Origin of the sequence: Epilithonimonas hispanica, assembly GCF_003385395.1 — a bacterium.
Classification (GTDB): Bacteria; Bacteroidota; Bacteroidia; order Flavobacteriales; family Weeksellaceae; genus Epilithonimonas; species Epilithonimonas hispanica.
This window is the reverse complement of the sequence record NZ_QNUG01000011.1, coordinates 1-16,968: the sequence shown is the minus strand read 5'-3', so window position 1 is coordinate 16,968 and position 16,968 is coordinate 1. Positions and strand designations below refer to the sequence as shown.

The 16,968-nt window shown below is 31.9% G+C and carries 19 protein-coding genes and 1 pseudogene; 19 read left to right on the top strand and 1 reads right to left on the bottom strand.

Features of this window, described 5'->3' with window-relative positions:
* Positions 1-9 precede the first annotated feature (9 nt).
* The 12 genes and pseudogenes from DRF58_RS18695 (at position 10) to DRF58_RS06500 (ending at position 10,092) form a co-directional block, all read left to right on the top strand.
* Positions 10-468, top strand: coding sequence for a hypothetical protein (locus tag DRF58_RS18695; protein ID WP_245955371.1), 459 nt, complete (start codon positions 10-12; stop codon positions 466-468).
* Positions 469-1,156: 688 nt separating this feature from the next.
* The gene (locus tag DRF58_RS06550; protein ID WP_123902376.1) at positions 1,157-2,464 is read left to right on the top strand and encodes a site-specific integrase; all 1,308 of its coding nucleotides are present in this window, start codon (positions 1,157-1,159) and stop codon (positions 2,462-2,464) included.
* A gap of 83 nt (positions 2,465-2,547) precedes the next feature.
* Complete coding sequence (locus DRF58_RS06545) at positions 2,548-3,069, top strand: hypothetical protein (RefSeq protein WP_206605217.1); 522 nt, start codon at positions 2,548-2,550, stop codon at positions 3,067-3,069.
* Positions 3,062-3,400 carry a nucleotidyl transferase AbiEii/AbiGii toxin family protein gene (locus tag DRF58_RS06540; protein ID WP_116034031.1) on the top strand — a complete coding sequence of 113 codons (339 nt, stop codon included), beginning with the start codon at positions 3,062-3,064 and terminating at the stop codon, positions 3,398-3,400. The genes DRF58_RS06545 and DRF58_RS06540 overlap by 8 nt, the downstream gene beginning before the upstream one ends.
* 68 nt (positions 3,401-3,468) lie before the next feature.
* A complete protein-coding gene (locus DRF58_RS06535; protein ID WP_116034030.1) occupies positions 3,469-3,753 on the top strand; it encodes a hypothetical protein in 285 nt (94 codons plus the stop codon).
* A gap of 22 nt (positions 3,754-3,775) precedes the next feature.
* The gene (locus tag DRF58_RS06530) at positions 3,776-5,146 is read left to right on the top strand and encodes a hypothetical protein (protein ID WP_116034028.1); all 1,371 of its coding nucleotides are present in this window, start codon (positions 3,776-3,778) and stop codon (positions 5,144-5,146) included.
* A gap of 123 nt (positions 5,147-5,269) precedes the next feature.
* Complete coding sequence (locus DRF58_RS06525) at positions 5,270-5,548, top strand: helix-turn-helix domain-containing protein (protein ID WP_116034026.1); 279 nt, start codon at positions 5,270-5,272, stop codon at positions 5,546-5,548.
* 70 nt (positions 5,549-5,618) lie between these two features.
* Positions 5,619-6,861: pseudogene (locus DRF58_RS06520) on the top strand (primase-helicase family protein).
* A 279-nt stretch (positions 6,862-7,140) separates the two neighbouring features.
* Positions 7,141-8,088 (top strand): toprim domain-containing protein, encoded by a 948-nt coding sequence (locus DRF58_RS06515; protein ID WP_116034025.1) that lies wholly within the window; start codon positions 7,141-7,143, stop codon positions 8,086-8,088.
* 101 nt (positions 8,089-8,189) lie between these two features.
* Positions 8,190-8,657, top strand: a complete 468-nt coding sequence (locus DRF58_RS06510) for a plasmid mobilization protein (RefSeq protein ID WP_116034023.1) — start codon at positions 8,190-8,192, stop codon at positions 8,655-8,657.
* Positions 8,657-9,511, top strand: coding sequence for a relaxase/mobilization nuclease domain-containing protein (locus DRF58_RS06505; protein WP_116034021.1), 855 nt, complete (start codon positions 8,657-8,659; stop codon positions 9,509-9,511). The genes DRF58_RS06510 and DRF58_RS06505 overlap by 1 nt, the downstream gene beginning before the upstream one ends.
* A 5-nt stretch (positions 9,512-9,516) precedes the next feature.
* Entirely contained in the window at positions 9,517-10,092 is a 576-nt protein-coding gene (locus tag DRF58_RS06500) for a hypothetical protein (RefSeq protein ID WP_116034020.1), read from the top strand.
* A 28-nt stretch (positions 10,093-10,120) separates the two neighbouring features.
* Here DRF58_RS06500 and DRF58_RS06495 read toward each other — a convergent pair whose 3' ends face one another.
* Positions 10,121-11,794 carry a helix-turn-helix domain-containing protein gene (locus tag DRF58_RS06495; protein ID WP_245955370.1) on the bottom strand — a complete coding sequence of 558 codons (1,674 nt, stop codon included), beginning with the start codon at positions 11,792-11,794 and terminating at the stop codon, positions 10,121-10,123.
* A 349-nt stretch (positions 11,795-12,143) separates the two neighbouring features.
* On the opposite strand from DRF58_RS06495, the gene DRF58_RS06490 reads away from it, so the two are divergent.
* The 7 genes from DRF58_RS06490 to istA form a co-directional block, all read left to right on the top strand.
* On the top strand, positions 12,144-12,362 hold the full coding sequence (locus tag DRF58_RS06490) for a hypothetical protein (RefSeq protein WP_116034016.1): 219 nt from the start codon (positions 12,144-12,146) through the stop codon (positions 12,360-12,362).
* A 152-nt stretch (positions 12,363-12,514) separates the two neighbouring features.
* Positions 12,515-12,715, top strand: coding sequence for a hypothetical protein (locus DRF58_RS06485; protein ID WP_116034015.1), 201 nt, complete (start codon positions 12,515-12,517; stop codon positions 12,713-12,715).
* Positions 12,716-12,753: 38 nt separating this feature from the next.
* A complete protein-coding gene (locus tag DRF58_RS06480) occupies positions 12,754-13,524 on the top strand; it encodes a GLPGLI family protein (RefSeq protein ID WP_116034013.1) in 771 nt (256 codons plus the stop codon).
* A complete protein-coding gene (locus DRF58_RS06475) occupies positions 13,521-14,342 on the top strand; it encodes a GLPGLI family protein (protein WP_116034011.1) in 822 nt (273 codons plus the stop codon). Before DRF58_RS06480 ends, DRF58_RS06475 begins: the two co-directional genes overlap by 4 nt.
* 321 nt (positions 14,343-14,663) lie before the next feature.
* A complete protein-coding gene (locus tag DRF58_RS06470; RefSeq protein ID WP_116034010.1) occupies positions 14,664-14,852 on the top strand; it encodes a hypothetical protein in 189 nt (62 codons plus the stop codon).
* A gap of 115 nt (positions 14,853-14,967) precedes the next feature.
* Positions 14,968-15,315, top strand: a complete 348-nt coding sequence (locus tag DRF58_RS06465) for a hypothetical protein (protein ID WP_123902375.1) — start codon at positions 14,968-14,970, stop codon at positions 15,313-15,315.
* Positions 15,316-15,474: 159 nt separating this feature from the next.
* The coding region (gene istA / locus DRF58_RS06460) for an IS21 family transposase (protein WP_116034006.1) at positions 15,475-16,968 on the top strand (1,494 nt) is incomplete at its 3' end.

Below are 16,968 nucleotides of genomic sequence, written 5' to 3'. Positions count from 1 at the left end.
TAATAAAGGATGAAACGTAATAAAAAGAAATTTTGGTTGATTTTTCCGTGCGTTATTGGCGCAATGGGATTATTTATTTGGTTTTTCCAATGGCTTTGGAATACACTTTTGCCGGAAATATTGGGCGTTAAAGCTATTAATTATTGGCAGGCATTTGGGATTTTGTTATTATCCAAAATCTTATTTGGAGGATTTAATGGAAAGAAATTCGGAAAAAGAAATCATTTCGAAGGAAGTGATGATATGAGAAATACTTGGAAACAAAAATTTGAATCAAGATTTTGTGGAACAGAGCAGGAGCGTGAAGAATTAAAAGCAATGTGGAAACAAAAACTAGAATCCAAATTTTGTGGAACTGAAGAAGATAAAGAAAAGTTCAAGGAAATGTGGAAACAGAAATTCGAGTCGAAGTTTTGTAAGCCGGAACCTGAAATAAAGGAAAATTTGACTAGTCCTAAAATAGATTGACAAGTTTTTTCAATTAAAATTACTAATCCGGAAGATTTTGATTTTCCGGATTTTTTGTGGGTTGTTTCCGGAGTTTTCATCTTCAGACTAAGATGTGGTCTTTTGTTATTGTAAATACAAATACTTTCTTTTACTAAAAGTTTGGATTGTAGATTTTTCGCTCACGTTTCATAAGTTAAAAGTAAGTTTTTATGCTTCACTTTTACTAGACACTAAATTAGAATATCCACACTGAACATATGAACCTAACTGCTCTACGAGGGCATATTATAGGAGGTAAAATATTATTTCTAATTAAGTTAAGAGTGATATAAGGATAAATGCTAAATTTTTGTATAGTTGGCTTTATTAATCGTCTCTATAAAGCTAAAAAATCCCTTTGAGTTTCTTTTTTTAATTTGAAATTAAATGATACAAACTGTTTAAATCAATTCAATAATGATTGAATTTTAATAAAGGAAGAATTCGAAAATGACAATACGAATACTTTTTTACTTTTTCTTTTTTCATGAATTAACATTGTACATATATTGCACTAAACATAAAAAACCTTGACAATCAGTCGATTATCAAGGTTTTTAAGTACCCCAGACGGAGGTAATGTTAAACTTTTCTTAATTTTACTTGTTTTTAATTCATTTATATTCAATAACTTTGATATACAATAGGTTTTAAGATAAATGATTTTTTGATTTTAAATAATCTTAAATGCAAATTAGTCCCCCCTTTTGTTCCCCCTTATATTCATTTATATCTATTTCAACTTATGATAAAGTACAATTTTGAATTAAGAAAAGACAAAGTAAATCAAGACGGTTTAATGCCAATTAGGATATTATTCAGAATTGACAGCTCTATAATAAAAAGAAATACTGGATTGAGTTGCAAAATAAATGACTGGCAAAATAATCGTGTGAAAGCTAATTCAAAAAAAGACATTTACTATGGATATGACGAAATAAATGAAAAACTCCAACAGATAGAAACCAAAATTCAAGACATTTCGCTTTATTTCAGAGCAAATAAGCTTGAACCAACAAAGGATTTGTTTATTGAAAAGTTTGATTCAAATGAAAAAGTTGAAACATCTAGTGAATTCGATTTTTTCAAATGCTTTACAGAATACATTGACAAAGGAAAATTAATAAAAACTCCAAACACAATCAAGGGTCAAACTACTGTAAAAAACTATCTGGAATTCTTTTGTAAAGAAAACGGAATTTCGCTTTCTTTTGATAAAGTTGATGAAGATTTTTTTGAATCATTACGAGATTACTCTTATGAAACAAAAAAGATGAAGCAAAATTATTTCGCTAAAGTAATCAAGGTTTTAAAATCATATTTAAACTGGGCAACCGAAAAAGGATATAATACAAATAGAGACTTTGAAAAATTCAAAGCTTCTGAACACGACATTGATATTATTTATTTAACTTTTGAAGAGCTGATGAAACTATATGAAAAAGATTTTGACAACGATAGACTTTCACAAGTGAGGGACTTCTATTGTATGGGATGTTTTACTGGATTAAGATTTTCAGATTTATCAAAATTACATTTAGCCAACATATCTGAAGACCATATCATTCTGTCCATTCAAAAAACTAAAACACAGAATCACGCTATTAAGTTGAATAAATATGCAAAAGCTATTCTGGAAAAATACAAAGGAACAATTTATGAACCTTTACCAGTTATCTCTCCACAGAAATTTAATGAATACATAAAGGATTGTTGTGAGCTGGCAGAAATTACACAGCCTTTTACTATCCATTGGTTTGTAGGTAATAAGAAAAATACACTTACACAGCCAAAATGTAAATTTATAACTAGCCATACTGCACGAAAAACATTCATTACTAATTCTCTGCTTTTGGGGATGGAACCTAAAGCCATTAAGAAAATTGCGAATATCAAAAAAGATGCTGTTTTAGATAAATATATGAAGGTGACAGAAGCATTCACAGATGAACAGATGGACAAAGCTTGGGGATAATTTATTGTATATTGCGATATGCGATAATTATGATTGCAAAGTCTATATTTTTTATTAATATTGCATATCGCAATATGCAATATATGAAAAATTCAAAACAAAATATGAAACCACAGGATATTGTCCTTTTGTTGAAAATTATTAGTCTTGATAATGATTCGTGGAATCAGTCTTCCGTTGCAGCTGATTTAGGAATAAGCCAAGCTGAAATAAGCGAATCTGTTGCAAGGTCAAAAAATTCTGGATTATTGGACACCAAAGGTAAAACTGTAATGAAATACGCACTGGCAGAATTTTTACAGTATGGAGTCCGCTACGTTTTTCCACAAAAACCGGGAGCAGTTGTACGAGGAGTTCCAACTGCACATAGTGCATCTCCATTAGCTAATGAAATCCAAAGTAATGAAAATTATGTTTGGGCTTATGCAAAAGGAAATGCAAGAGGACAAAGCATAGAACCACTTTATCCATCAGTTCCGGAAGCTGCACTGATAGATGAAAAATTGTATGAGTTACTTGCTATTACGGATGCCATTCGAGTAGGAAAATCAAGAGAAAAAGAAATTGCAGTCGAATACCTTAAAAAATACCTGAACATTGCATAATAAAACCATCAACATAGGCACTGTTGCTGAAGTAGCTGAAGCTCTAAAACAGTATAAAGACCAAATAGTTTTTGTAGGTGGTTCCGTAATCAGTCTTTATACAGATGACCCTGCAGCTGATGAAATACGCCCTACAAAAGATATTGACTTGACTATTAATATCATTGATACGGGTGAATTTCAGGAAACTATTGAAGAGCTTGGGAAATTAGGTTTTCATCCTGACCCATTCGGAGCTTCCATATGCAGCTATAGATATGATAAATACCTGTTGATATTATTCCTGCGGAAGACAACGCTTTTGGTTCAACCAACCGCTGGTACAAAATAGGTTTTGAAAATTTATGGAAAGTAAAGGCAAAAGAACAGGAAATTAACATCTTATCTGCACCTTGCTTTTTGGCAACGAAATTTGAAGCCTTCAATAGTCGGGGAAAAGATTACAGAACCAGTCACGACATTGAGGATATTATCTACATTATTGATAATCGAACCACCATTGTTGAAGAAATCGCTAAAGCTGATGGGTGGATTTCAGGGTTTCTCAAAGCAGAAATTCAAAAGATTATTGACCGAGGTCTGTTAGACGAGCTATTGCATACTCACATTCATCCATTGATTATTGATGAAAGAATGGATATTGTAAAAGAAAAAATCAATGCCATTATGGATGATATAGAATAATCTGAATAATAAGGAATAAAATGTGGGAGTAATTTCTGACAACTTGGGTCTATTTTTATCAATTACGGTTTTAAGCGTAATTGCATTTATTATTTTGTTTAAAACGTATGTCTACATCACAGAAAAATATTTCTTAGACGAATTCACTTGGCTTTTGCAAAAAACAATCTTCAGGTCTTATTTCATTTTTAAATTTACAATTTTAAGTATTCTTTTTGCCTATGCAATAATCGCCATATACAGTATAATTTTTACACCTTATTGGTATTATGGCGTATTTATTATATTGTCTCTTTCTTATTTCTTTTACAAAACAACCAAGTCTCGAAAAGAAGGTAAATTAAGTTTACGTGATGATTTTTTCTTTCAAAAATATAGCACAAAAGTAAGTTTCTATAATAACCAAACAGAAGAATACCGGAGAGAAAGTTTTGAATCCATCATTGACAAAATTAAAAGAACAGAATTGAATGGGATAACCGATACAGCCTACAAAAATTATTTATTCGAAAACTTTATACTCAAAATAGATAGTCTTTTAACATTTGAATATTATGATAACAAATTATACAATTCAATTTCTGACCATTACACAGCAACACTTTTCTATAGAAAATACCTTAAAAATGTACTTGAAATTATCAGCAGAATAGATAAGCAGACAGATAGTCTTAGCAATTTAAATAACGACTATCAAATTATTTCTGAAACTTTATTAAATATCAAGTTGATAAGATTTGATGACAATCAAGGTTTGCATTATGACATTTCACTTGTTGATTTGGAGATTGAGAAGATTCTGAATAATGAAAATGACAATTTTAGCATTGAAAAAAGCCTTCTTATCCTTTCAAGTTCCATTGAAAATCTCAAACTCGTTTTTGCGGAAAATAATCTCATATCATCTTTGTCAGAAAAATCTGATAATATTCTTCAAACACTTTCCGATATAAAAGTATCTCTTGAAAAGAATTTAAAAAATAATAAACACTTATTGAAGTTTGCAGGAGACTCAAAAAAAATCTATCCTCTTTTTGAGAGATACTTAGATTTGAAATATAAAAATGACGGACGTTTGAAGGGATTTAAAATACAATTCATAAAATTTGTGAAATTTTTCACTGATGAAAAAGTCTATGAAGAACCTTCAATAAATTCTTTTGACGCAAAGGATGTCAAATATTTAATGGGATTTTTTTCATATTTAAATGCAAAGAAAATTGCGGAATATAAAAATTTCGATTTAGTTCTTTTAATTTTAAAAATCACCAAACAAGAAATCGAGATTAAAAATACATCTATTGAACACGCACTTAGAAACCCGGCTTTTAAATTGTCTGAATTGGAAGAAAAATCAATAAACTCTGTTTACAATAGATTATTCAAGTCTTAGACGCAAATAACTAAATTTCAATAATTTACAATTTAAAATCATTACGTAATTCATCGTATTTTTTATACTGACCTATTTTGATTGGAACTTTGCCATAAGTTAAACCAACAAAAATCAATTAAAATGTCAGTACAACTCTATTCACATTCCAAAGCAGATTTGGAAAAAGCGGTCGAAATTATTCTAAAAAAAGCAACCGATTTCACATTACCTATTAAGAAAGCAGAAGAACAGCCGGAAGATTTGATTTCTCAAATTGAAGCTACAAAATTCCTGCATATTTCCATTCCCACCATTATCGATTGGAGAAAAAATAAGAATTTACCATTCTACAATTTCAGCGGAAGGTATTATTATTCCAAAAAGGAACTCTTGGACTATGGGAGAAATCGAAGAAAGTAAGCAACAATAAAAATCCAATTACTTCTACTTTAACCTTCCGTATTCCTACGGAATAATACCACTATGAAAAATGAGTGAAAAAATCCCCTATCTAAGAGTTGGAACAACCTACCTACTATAAAACTATTGAGAAACCATTAATTTCCGGAGACAAGAGTTCAATACTTGTTCGGTGGAATCGTGAAACCATTATTAGCGATCACGGAAAAATTTACGTCTCAAAAGTTCCCAAGTACGATGGTTTCTGTTGCATCCCCTCACATCTTCAGTACCAGCAGATCATTCAAGGATTCTACAATACTTATAATGAAATCCCTTACCACCCTGTTGAAGAAAATATCAGTTTTGAAGCTTTAAAAGAAAAGATTCCATTTTCATTGAGATTTATGGAGCATATTTTCGGGGAACAGCTGGAACTTGGTTTGGACTACATCAAGATATTGCTTGAAAAGCCGACACAGATGCTTCCTATTCTTTGCCTTGTTTCAAAAGAACGAGCCACAGGAAAATCTACTTTCATCAAATGGCTGAAAGCTATTTTCGGTCTTAATATGACCTATATCAAAGGAGACTCATTCAGCAGTCAGTTCAACTCGGATTGGACTTCGATGCTGATTGTCGCTATTGATGAAGTATTCTTCGACAAGAAAGAAATCACTGAACGATTGAAATACCTTTCCACTACCAATAAAGATAAAATGGAAGCCAAAGGCAAAGACCGTGAAGAAGTGGATTTCTTTGCCAAATTTATCCTGTGTTCCAATAATGAGGACAACTTCATCCAAATCGATGAAAACGAAATCCGTTTCTGGATTTTAAAAGTCAATCCGATAAAAACAGAAAATACAGAGTTCCTGAATAACCTTATCAGTGAAATCCCTTTCCTACTGAAGCATTTAATCCAGCGTAAGTTTTACAGCAGGAAACAGACCAGAATGTGGTTCAATGAATCACAAATACGAACCAAGGCTCTACAAAAATTGGTCTGGAAGAATAACAACAAGCTCGAATCAAAAATAATTGAACTTTTATACGAGTTCTTTGAATGCAACGAAGACAAGCAAATCAATTTTATCCCGCAGGATATTTTCAATATGTTAGGTAAAATGTTCAAGAATCAGTACTGGACAGTAAATGATGTCCGAAAACTATTTAAGGAAAGCTGGAAGCTTGAACCCCAAAACAATTCATTGGCTTACATCAAATACGACATAGATTACAGCGGAAGCTTCTACCAGCAAAACAAGACGGGACGATATTTTAGCGTAGAAAGAAATTTTATACTCCAAAAATTTGATGAAATGATGAATTAATTGATAATGAAAACAAAATCAATTAATTATATCTCATCAAAAGCCTCATCAAATTTTAGAACCTTCAATTTTGATGAGAGAATGATGAGAAGAAAATTTCAAGTTTGATGAGATGATGAGACTTTGATGAGAGTGTAACTTTTTAATATTTAATAAGATACAGTATTCTCTTATCAATTCATCAAAAGTTTCGCAAAATCAAATCCGTCCGCTTTAAGCGAAAAGCATTCCTTGAGTTTTTTCCTAAAAACAATTACAAATCTTTAAAACATTAAAAAAATGAACTGTAGACAATTCAACCGCATATCGTTGGAAGAAGTCCTCCTTTCTCTCGGACACCTTCCTACGAAACAAAATGAAAAAGAAGCTTGGTATCTCAATCCTTTTGCCAGCGAATCCCAAGCCTCTTTTAAATTCAATAAAAGTTTAAACATATGGTATCTCCATTCTGAAGGTATTGGAGGGAACAATATCGATTTTATGAAGAAATATCTGAACGCTTCGATAAAAGATGTATTGGAATGGGGGGAGAAACAAAATTTTTCTTCCTTTCATCAGCAAAACATAATTCAAAAGCAAAACAGCTTACAGCCGAATTATAAAATCACGGAAATCAAAGAACTTCAAAATGAACATCTAAAAAACTATCTTGAGCAGAGAGGTCTTTCTCCAAATGTTTATCCTTTTGTAAAAGAGATACATTTCAAAACAGGAGATAAAAATCTATATGCTGTCGGTTTTCAAAATCAATCCGGTGGATGGGAACTGAGAAATTCATTTTACAAAGGAGCAATCTTGAAAAAAGATATTTCAATCATTAATCTGAATGAGAATAATTCTAGCAAAATTGATAATGGTAATGGAAAAATCAAGACTGGAAATGTTGCAGTTTTTGAAGGCTTCATTGATGCTTTATCTTTTGTGGAAATGCAGAAATCGTATAAAGGAAATCTGCTTGTGATGAATTCAATTGCATTGCTGAATAAAACCAAAGAGCATTTGAAAGATTATTCAGAAATCAGTTTGTTTCTGGATAATGACCCAGCAGGGTTGAAATGCAAAAATGAGATTTTGCAATCATTCCCCAACGCCAAAGATTATTCTGAAATCTACGAGAATCATAAGGACTTTAATGAGTATCTGACTGATATAAAAAATGATGTATCAAAAGCTGGTAGTCTCATAGTGCAAAAAGTACCCAATGTTTACAAAAAGCGTGGACGCTAATTGTAAAATTGGGAATTTTTGGTTTTTTCCTATCGTCAAAAACGTCTTAAAAAACCTATCTAAAACAAACTGAATTTCGATTAAAAATAAATACACAAAATTTGGAGAATGACTTTTTAAAAAGTTTTGTCCTGAAAGTCTCCCGTGAGCAGGAACAAAAAAAAGAGACTGAAAACAGAAAAAAATACTTCCGTGAACTCGGGAAAAAAGGAGGTCTGAAAAAGAAAAGTGGGAACCATCTTTCACGAGTTGTTTCCGTGCGGTTTACCGAAAAGGAATTCAAGTTTCTGGAAGACGAAGCTAAAAAATACAGTTTGAAAATTTCGACCTTTCTTCGAATGGTTGCAACAAAAGAAGAATTGAAAGTCAATCAATTCGAAACGGATAAAATCCTTCTGGAATATGGCAATAACTTTATACGAATCACCAACCTTTTGCGAAATTCCGAATGGTCTGCTTTTGAAAATAAAAAAAATATCCTGCTGGAAATCGAAACTGTTTTGAACTTGATAAAACAGTACCTCTATCAAAAAATACAGGAACGGGAGAATCTTCAAAATGGAGAGTAATGAATAATTCGGCAACAACAAGACGGATTTCCAAAATCGCTTTGGAATACAACGGAAACGACAAGGGAACTGCAAAGATGCTTGATACGAACAATCTTCTCGGGAGCAGTTCTAAAGAACACTTTTTGGAGATGAAAGCAATCGCTAAGAGAAATATCAATGTCAAAAAATGGGCTTTGACAGGCTACATCTCTCCTCCAAAAGAAACGGGCGACAAACTTTCCGATTCGGAATTGGCGAAAATCACAATGCTAGCTCTTGCAAAAGTTGGAGTTTCAAAAAACAATCAATATCGTTTGGATGTACACAATTCCACAAAACAGAAACACATTCATTTTGTAGTAAACAGGATAGATACTTTTGGAAAATGCACCGTAAAATCCCATAAAATCGGGGAGAATTTTGGCAAAGCTGTACGGGAAATCTGTCGGGATTTGGGTATAAAGACCGACATCGAAACAGGTATTGAAAAAAGAAATGATATGTATGAGAATCTGGTTTATAGTATCGGAAATTCTAAAAATTTTGAAGAACTGGTTTTGGAAATGTCGAATCGGGGTTATTTGGTTTCATTATCGAGCAATGTCAAAATAGGAATTTCAGGAATGAGAATCGCACTTAAAACGGATATCAACGAGGAAACCTCACGACAATATAAACCTGGATACAAGCTTTCTGAAATCACGAACAAACTGAAAATATCTGAAATAAAAAAAATCTTTGAAGAAAAAACAAAACGCTCAGAACGATTGAAAACCTCAAATGATTCTGATTTTCTTAAACAAAATAGTCAGAATGAGGATTTAAGAAGTAATGAAATTGAAATAGAGAACAATAAAAAATTTAAACGTTAAAAATTATGGACAACACGGAAAAAGACGGAATGGAGATTCTGAATCAAGTTATAGAATCCTGTAAAGCAAATATTGAATCCAACGAAGAAACCAGAGCTTCGATTGAAGATTTTATGAATGTATTATCGGAACTTGAACAATCTGTATCAGCATTGACAAATTTAATTGATGAAACATCGGGAACTTATAAAAAAGAGAATGAAGCATTAAAGAAAACCGTAAGCCAAATCCCGAAAACAATTACTGCGGAATTATCACAACAAAGTCTTGAAGCTATTAATATTTTTAAACGAAAATCGAAGTTTGTCTGGGGAGTTTTCGGGGTGGTCTTTTTGTCTTTTTCGACGATTCTTCTAAGTGGTAATCAGGCGTTGAAATGGTATTCCGAAAGTATCCGTTCCAAAAGCGAGCTTAGGCAGGAAATCCTTTCCGAATTTGAAAAGGATGGAAAACAGCTTTATCCAGAAGACAATATTCAACAATTAGAACATAATACGAAACTCCTGCAAAAATGGATTGAGAAAAATCCTAAAGAGGCGGAGAAATTTCTGAGATTCAAAGATGGGTATGAAGCGAGGTAGGTCTTTGTTTTTATCTTTTGAAGAAGTGTTAAGATTCTGATGACGGTATGGCTGCTGAAATATTTCCCTGTTCTTCTAACTCTTTTTTTCTTTGCTTTATAAAATCTGTTGGGCGTATTCCATTTATTTCCTGAAAAAGATCAGAGAAATTCTGGCGGGAGCTTATTCCGCAAGCGTCCGCTAGACTTTGAATTTTTAGACGTAGGTATAAAGGGTCTTTATACATTAATCGGGTAATGTAATTAATCCGAAGTGTAGATAGGTACTTATTAAAATTCATCTCCTTTGTATCATTTATATATTGTGATAAGTAAGAAGTGTTAGTATTTAATTTTTCAGCAAGTAATATAAGTGATAGTCCTTTTTCGTTAAATTCATTATTATTTTCAAAATTCTCAAGTCGCTGTTGTAAGTCTGTAAAAATCTCCTTACTAAGTACCGATTTGCTATAGGTAGAAATTCCTTCGTACGATAATGAAGCTGATGATGTGTTTTGTTGCAGTTTTTTTTCTAGTTCTAGATAGTTTAGCTTTATCTTCTTACCATTATTATAATATTTCCAAGCTAATAAAATTACTATAACTAATAATGAAGTAAGTATTATAATTGTTCCTAATCCCCATTTATTTTGATTTTCTAGTTTGGTTTTGGATTCTTCCAAGATTTGCTTATCATAATCTTTGTGGATTTTTGCTGACAAATAACTAAAATCTCGGTTAAGGATACTATCTGCTTTTAAAAGTTTTTTTGAATATTCTAACTCTTTTTCCGAATCTTTTCTTTTTTGATAATACTTTATTAGTAGATTGTAATTTTCAAGAAGCTCAGGGACGATAAATTGTCTTTTATCAAAAATGGAATCTACCTTTTCAAATTGTTTTATAGCAACATCCTCTTTTCCCAATCCTAAATAGCTTTTCCCAATGTAAAAATTTGAGACAGAAGACCAATAGAAATCGTCATCTTTATTTAAAATGGGTAAACTTTTTTGCAGAAGTGTAATGGCAGAATTATATTTTTTGTAGTGATATTCCGATATTCCTTTACACTTAGTAAGATAAGCTTTTTCTGAGGGGAAATCATCAAATTTTGAAAATCTAAGGCCTGTAGTAATAATTGAATCTGCCTTTTTGTAATTTTTTATATTTCTGTAGCATACAGCTATCTGATGCAAACTATTGAGGTAACCTTTGGTGGAATTGTAAATTACATATCGATGGTAATTTCCTTTTATCCTTGGTTCAAAATAATAAATACAATCTTTAAAATGTTCAATAGCTTCGTTATAATAACCAAGATAACTTTTTACTAATCCCATTTGATAGATTACTTTGTATTTAAGGTAATCATCATTACCTTTTTTAGAGTAATCGTAAGCTGTCAAATATTCTCTTAATGCAGATTGGTAATCTTTGTCATAAAAATAATATATACTTCCCTTGTATAAATAAGCGGAAGACAATAAATCATTGTCTCCAGCCTTTTTTGAAGCAATAATAGCACTGTCAGCATATTTTAATTTAGACTTTTTATTAGAAGAATGATAAGAATAATCTTCGTAAGCTTGCTTCAGTTCAGTATAGTTACTTTCCCTTTTAGCTTTCTTGAGATAAATATTTACATATCTAAGTGCTTTTTCATCATTCTCATTTAAATTTTCATAAGTTTTTTCTAATTCCTCATAGGTTTTTTGTCCATTCATTTTTTCAAATTGAAGCAAAAGAAAGATACAGAAACAGAAAAATAAGAGTTTTCTACTAAACATTATTAAAATTATTGGCTATTACTATACAAATCTAACTATTAAACCTAAATATTACTAAAAAAAATATTTTTTTAGTAATAAAACTTTTTTTTATTTAATTATTTGATTACTAATTGATTGCTTTTTTAAAATTGTCCTAGTATTTAAATTAGGACGTCATTTTTCTTAAATTTAAGAGTAGGGACTTGCTTCTCTTTCAAAATATTTTTTTGCATAATACTTTAGCAACAAGAATTCTAGTCAATAAAAATCCCGGCCGGGATAAACTTTAAAATTCAAATATTATATGAAAAAGTTTATCTCAACAATAACATTATTAATAATATCACTTTCAACAGTGGGTTGTAGAGAAGCAGAAGAGCTATCAGCAATACCAGAAAATAGTATAGAAAATTCGATTACCCAAAAAGCAAAACAAGATTCTTCTAAATCTAACAAAGACGGCGATTCATCAAACATTACAAATGATGAGGGAGAACCTAAAAAAGACAAAATAAAATGGTAGAATATCAAAAGTATTTTTAAACCTTTTAAAGAAACCAAAAATCATAAAAAGATTTATCATTCCTTCAAATTTTGTAGTGCGTAATACAAAAGAAAATGGATTATAAATAAAGTGTTAATCAAAAAAAAAATTAAATCTTAAAATTTTTAACTATGAAAAAATTATTATTAGTAGCAACATTTGCAGTTGCTGGTGTGACAGGTAGCCTAAGTGCAAAAAGTAAACCCGTAACAATAACCAAAAGTTTTTTACAAGCTGAAGCTACAACTTGTTATAGAAAAGCAATTGATGATTTTGGTAATACTTATTATGTAAAAGTAACTTGCCCTAAAAAAATTATCCTTGCTTCTTAACAAAAAATGGGGCTGCAAAGCCCCTTTTAATTTATAAAATGAAAAAAATATTCTTTATTCTTTCTTTTTTAATATACTTTCAATACTATGGCCAGTACAATGTTTATTATAGCTTGGAGAAAAAAATTGAAAGTAAGAAACTATTAGCCGAAGGCTTATTACAATTGAATATAAAAGAAAATAGATCTATTTTTTATCTATCACAATATAAGAACTTACTTAAAAATAAATTTGAAATTAATGAACTTGGAGATACTATAAAAGTGCTTAAGAATAGTTCTATCTGCCAAGATAAGAAAGAGTATTTTTTCAATTTTAATAAAAAAATAAGTAAGCTCCTTTTATATGATGTTGATTGTAATTCAAAAAGTTTAATAAATCAAAAAATAACGTTACCTAATTGGAAAATAAATCCAAAACTGAAAAAATATAAACAGTGGAATGTTTACGAAGCAACTGCATTTATAAATGACAGAAAATGGGATGTCCTTTTCACAAAAGATTACAATGACATAAATGTTTTTGGACCGTGGTTGTTAGTTGGTCTTCCAGGCTTAGTAGTACAAGCGTCGGACGAAATGAATGTATATTTTTTTGAATTGGAAAAAGTAGAAAAATCAACAAGTATTATTTTGTCAGAACCCGATTTTTCTAAAAAATTAGATTTTCTTGATTATAAACAGCAAGCAATAACTTCCAACAAGAAAAGAATAGTAAAAAAAATTGCTGCTGAATTTAATATCCCCGAGAAAGATGTTGACATATCAAACTCTCCTAATTATGAAACCTTAGATTTTATTGAAAAATGAAAAGCCTTATCTTACAATTACTTCTCTTTAGTGAGCTAGTTTTTAGCCAGAGTACACATCGCTTTTTCTATGAGCTCAAGTTCAAAAATGACTCCACATCTACTGATTATGTCAAAGATTTTTATGTTTTAGACATATCAAAAGATGACCAGAAATTTTACAATTATGAATTTCTTAAAAACGATTCTATTTCCAAATCGAAAATAAATCAAGATTATATATTTTCTGAGACAGAATTAGATATTAGGTTAGTGCATAAAAAGAATAACGAATTTTATAATTACTATTCTCAAACACCTCTATATTATCTGTTAAAAACCAATGATAAACAAAACTGGAACATAACAACAGAAAAAAAAATTATAGGAAAATACAATGTTCAGAAAGCTACTACAAAATTTGGAGGTAGAAATTGGGAAGCCTGGTTTAGTTCTGAGATTCCTTTATTCTATGGCCCTTACAAGTTTTACGGACTGCCTGGTCTGATATTGGAATTAGCCGATACAAAACAAAATTACATTTTCACTTTCAAAGGAAACAAAAATATAAAATATAAAACCGACACTTCTACTTATATAGAGGCACTTAATACATTAAAACCTTTAGAGGTTTCACAAAAGCAATATGACAAGCTACAAATGGATTATTTTCTCAGCCCTTTAAAAGATTTTGGAGAAGGTGGTCTTATTATAGAAAATGAAAAAGGAGAAATGGTTCAAGCCAACTCTAAAGATGTAACTGAACAACAACAAAGTTATCTTAGGAAATTTAATAACCCGATAGAAGTGGATAAGGCAATTCATTATCCTGAAAAATAATATAGTTTTTTTTTAAACTTAAGTCTAATGATTCGTTAAAGCTGTTATTTTCTTAGCAATTCTATATTTAGTCTGCCATACCGCCGTGTGGAAATTGTAATCATTTCAAATACTTTTAGAGTTCTATCGACGAATTGTTTTCACAAATTTAGAAAAGAAGAAGAACAATAAAAACAAATGATTTATCATCCGTAGAATTTTGTAGTGTGCAATGCAATTGACAACGGATTTTAGATAAAGTATCAATTAATATTTTAACCAGAAGTAAAGAAAAAGTTCCAAACTTTGCTTCACAAAAAACTAGGAACAAAAATTATCATTATGAAAAATATTATTAAAATGTCATTAGTTGCATTAGGTATAGTAAGTGCAACAATTGTATCATCTTCAAGCTTACTAGCAAAGCAAGCACCTGTTGCAGATGGTGGTCATTGTGACTCTAGAGTAGATGAAGTTTGTGGAACTACTGCAGGTGGTTTTACTGCAAAAGGGTATTTTATTACAAACTAAAACCTAAAATTAACTTAAAAAGTCATTGGAGTAAGCAAATTATTTCAATGGCTTTTTCTAAAAATATTAAATTTAAATTATGATTAAAATGCTGAAAATAATATTAATATTTTTTATGAGTATTAACTCCTTTGCTCAGAATAACATACGAGTATACTACCAGTTAGAATCTAAATCTGATAAAAAACAAGATTCTGCTGATATTGATATATACGTTCTCGATATCAATACCCAAGAAGCGACTTCTAAATTCTATAATTTCACATATTTGAAAAGTGATTCTGTCTATGCCTCTTTAAAAAAGCAATCCGATATGAAGGGAGGCGTAAATTTTGACTCAAGAACTATGAAGTATCCCAATTTTAATATTGCTGTTCTTAAGCAAAATTCGTCATATGAGACTATTCAGATTTTTGATGGTGATGTTTTTCAATATCCTGACTGGAAAAGACGGTCAAATTGACCACCTAATTTCGGAGTAAATTGACCACTGATTTCGGAGCAAAGTGACCACCACTTTCCGGTCCAAAATGACCACCTGTTATCTGGGTTATATTTGAGATAAAAACGACTTGATTTTTTCATGATGTTAGCGTCATACATTCGTTAAAAAAAGCGGATTATGGCAAATAAAATAACAGACATGAGTAAGATTAGAAAAGTCATAAAATTCTACAGCACTGGAAAGAGCAAGTTATTTATAAGCAGCTATTTATCCCTTTCCAGAAATACCGTAAAAAAATACATCTCATTATATGAGATCCTGGGCTTAAACCTTGATGCGATCAATGCCAAGACAGACGCCGAGCTGGAACTTTTGTTTTCCAATACCACCGCGGAGTCCATCAGCCCCAAACTACAATCCCTGTACGATTTTTTTCCCAAGATGGAACGTGAGCTCAAAAAGGTAGGTGTCACGGTAAATCATATGTGGGAGCAGTATCTTGTACTGTATCCTGATGGTTTTCAGAGTTCACAGTTCCGGCATCATTACAAGATCTGGGGCAAGCGTGTGAACCCGGTGATGCATATGAATCACAAATCCGGTGATAAGATGTATGTCGATTATGCAGGAAAGACACTCTCCATTATTGATAAAGAAAGTGGGGAGCTTAAAGAAGTTCAGTTTTTTGTAGCCATATTGGGAGCCAGCCAGTACACGTATGCTGAAGCCTCTATGAGTCAGCAAAAGGAAGATTTTGTACGTTCTGTAGAAAATGCCATCCGCTTTTTTGAGGGCACACCGGCAGCGATCGTTCCTGATAATTTAAAATCCGCAGTGATCAAAAGCAGCCGTTTTGAACCCACCATCAACGAGACCCTTGCCGATCTGGCTGAACATTATGAAACGACCATCCTGCCTGCCAGGGCTTACAAGCCGAGAGATAAATCCTTGGTAGAGGGAGCGGTCAAGATCCTGTACAGAAGGATCTACGCCAACCTTCAACAGGGAGCCTGCGGTCTGGATGAACTAAATAGTGAGATATGGGATCTGTTGGACTCTCATAACAAACGCAAGCTCACAGGACGTCCTTACTCCCGGTATGAGCTGTTCTTAGAGGACGAGAAGCAGCAGCTGCGCCCACTGCCTGAGCATCGTTTTGAGATCAGGTACCAATCCTTTGCAACCGTGATGCAGAATGGACACGTACAGCTGAGCCATGACAAGAACTACTACAGTGTTCCGTATCAGTATATCAAGAAGAAGATCAAGATCCTATACACATCTTCCACAGTGGAGATCTACTATAAATACAACAGGATCGCGATGCACAGACGCAATTACAAGCCTTATGTCTACACAACCATTACAGAACATTTAGCCAGCACCCACCAGTTCGTTGCCGGATGGAGTGCTTCCCGCTTTATCGATTGGGCAAACAGTATTGATACTGCAGTGGGAGAATACATTCTCCAAATTATCGACAGTCGGAATCATCCCGAGCAGGCCTACAAAAGCTGCCTGGGAATCCTGAACTTCGAAAAGAAGGTAGGTAGGGAACGATTAATAAATGCCTGTAAACGGGCATTGGATTTTAAGATCTACAGCTTTAAGACCGTACAGAAGATATTGGAGAACAATCTGGATCAGATGATCGATCCGGAAAAAGAAGAA

Excerpts from the sequence above, each read along its gene's own strand:
- DRF58_RS18695 (WP_245955371.1), top strand. The coding sequence starts at position 10 with ATGAAACGTAATAAAAAGAAATTTTGGTTGATTTTTCCGTGCGTTATT.
- DRF58_RS06545 (WP_206605217.1), top strand. The coding sequence starts at position 2,548 with ATGAAAAATTCAAAACAAAATATGAAACCACAGGATATTGTCCTTTTG.
- DRF58_RS06525 (WP_116034026.1), top strand. The coding sequence starts at position 5,270 with ATGTCAGTACAACTCTATTCACATTCCAAAGCAGATTTGGAAAAAGCG.
- DRF58_RS06515 (WP_116034025.1), top strand. The coding sequence starts at position 7,141 with ATGAACTGTAGACAATTCAACCGCATATCGTTGGAAGAAGTCCTCCTT.
- DRF58_RS06505 (WP_116034021.1), top strand. The coding sequence starts at position 8,657 with ATGAATAATTCGGCAACAACAAGACGGATTTCCAAAATCGCTTTGGAA.
- DRF58_RS06500 (WP_116034020.1), top strand. The coding sequence starts at position 9,517 with ATGGACAACACGGAAAAAGACGGAATGGAGATTCTGAATCAAGTTATA.
- DRF58_RS06495 (WP_245955370.1), bottom strand. The coding sequence starts at position 11,794 with ATGAATGGACAAAAAACCTATGAGGAATTAGAAAAAACTTATGAAAAT.
- DRF58_RS06490 (WP_116034016.1), top strand. The coding sequence starts at position 12,144 with ATGAAAAAGTTTATCTCAACAATAACATTATTAATAATATCACTTTCA.
- DRF58_RS06485 (WP_116034015.1), top strand. The coding sequence starts at position 12,515 with ATGAAAAAATTATTATTAGTAGCAACATTTGCAGTTGCTGGTGTGACA.
- DRF58_RS06480 (WP_116034013.1), top strand. The coding sequence starts at position 12,754 with ATGAAAAAAATATTCTTTATTCTTTCTTTTTTAATATACTTTCAATAC.
- DRF58_RS06475 (WP_116034011.1), top strand. The coding sequence starts at position 13,521 with ATGAAAAGCCTTATCTTACAATTACTTCTCTTTAGTGAGCTAGTTTTT.
- DRF58_RS06470 (WP_116034010.1), top strand. The coding sequence starts at position 14,664 with ATGAAAAATATTATTAAAATGTCATTAGTTGCATTAGGTATAGTAAGT.
- DRF58_RS06465 (WP_123902375.1), top strand. The coding sequence starts at position 14,968 with ATGAGTATTAACTCCTTTGCTCAGAATAACATACGAGTATACTACCAG.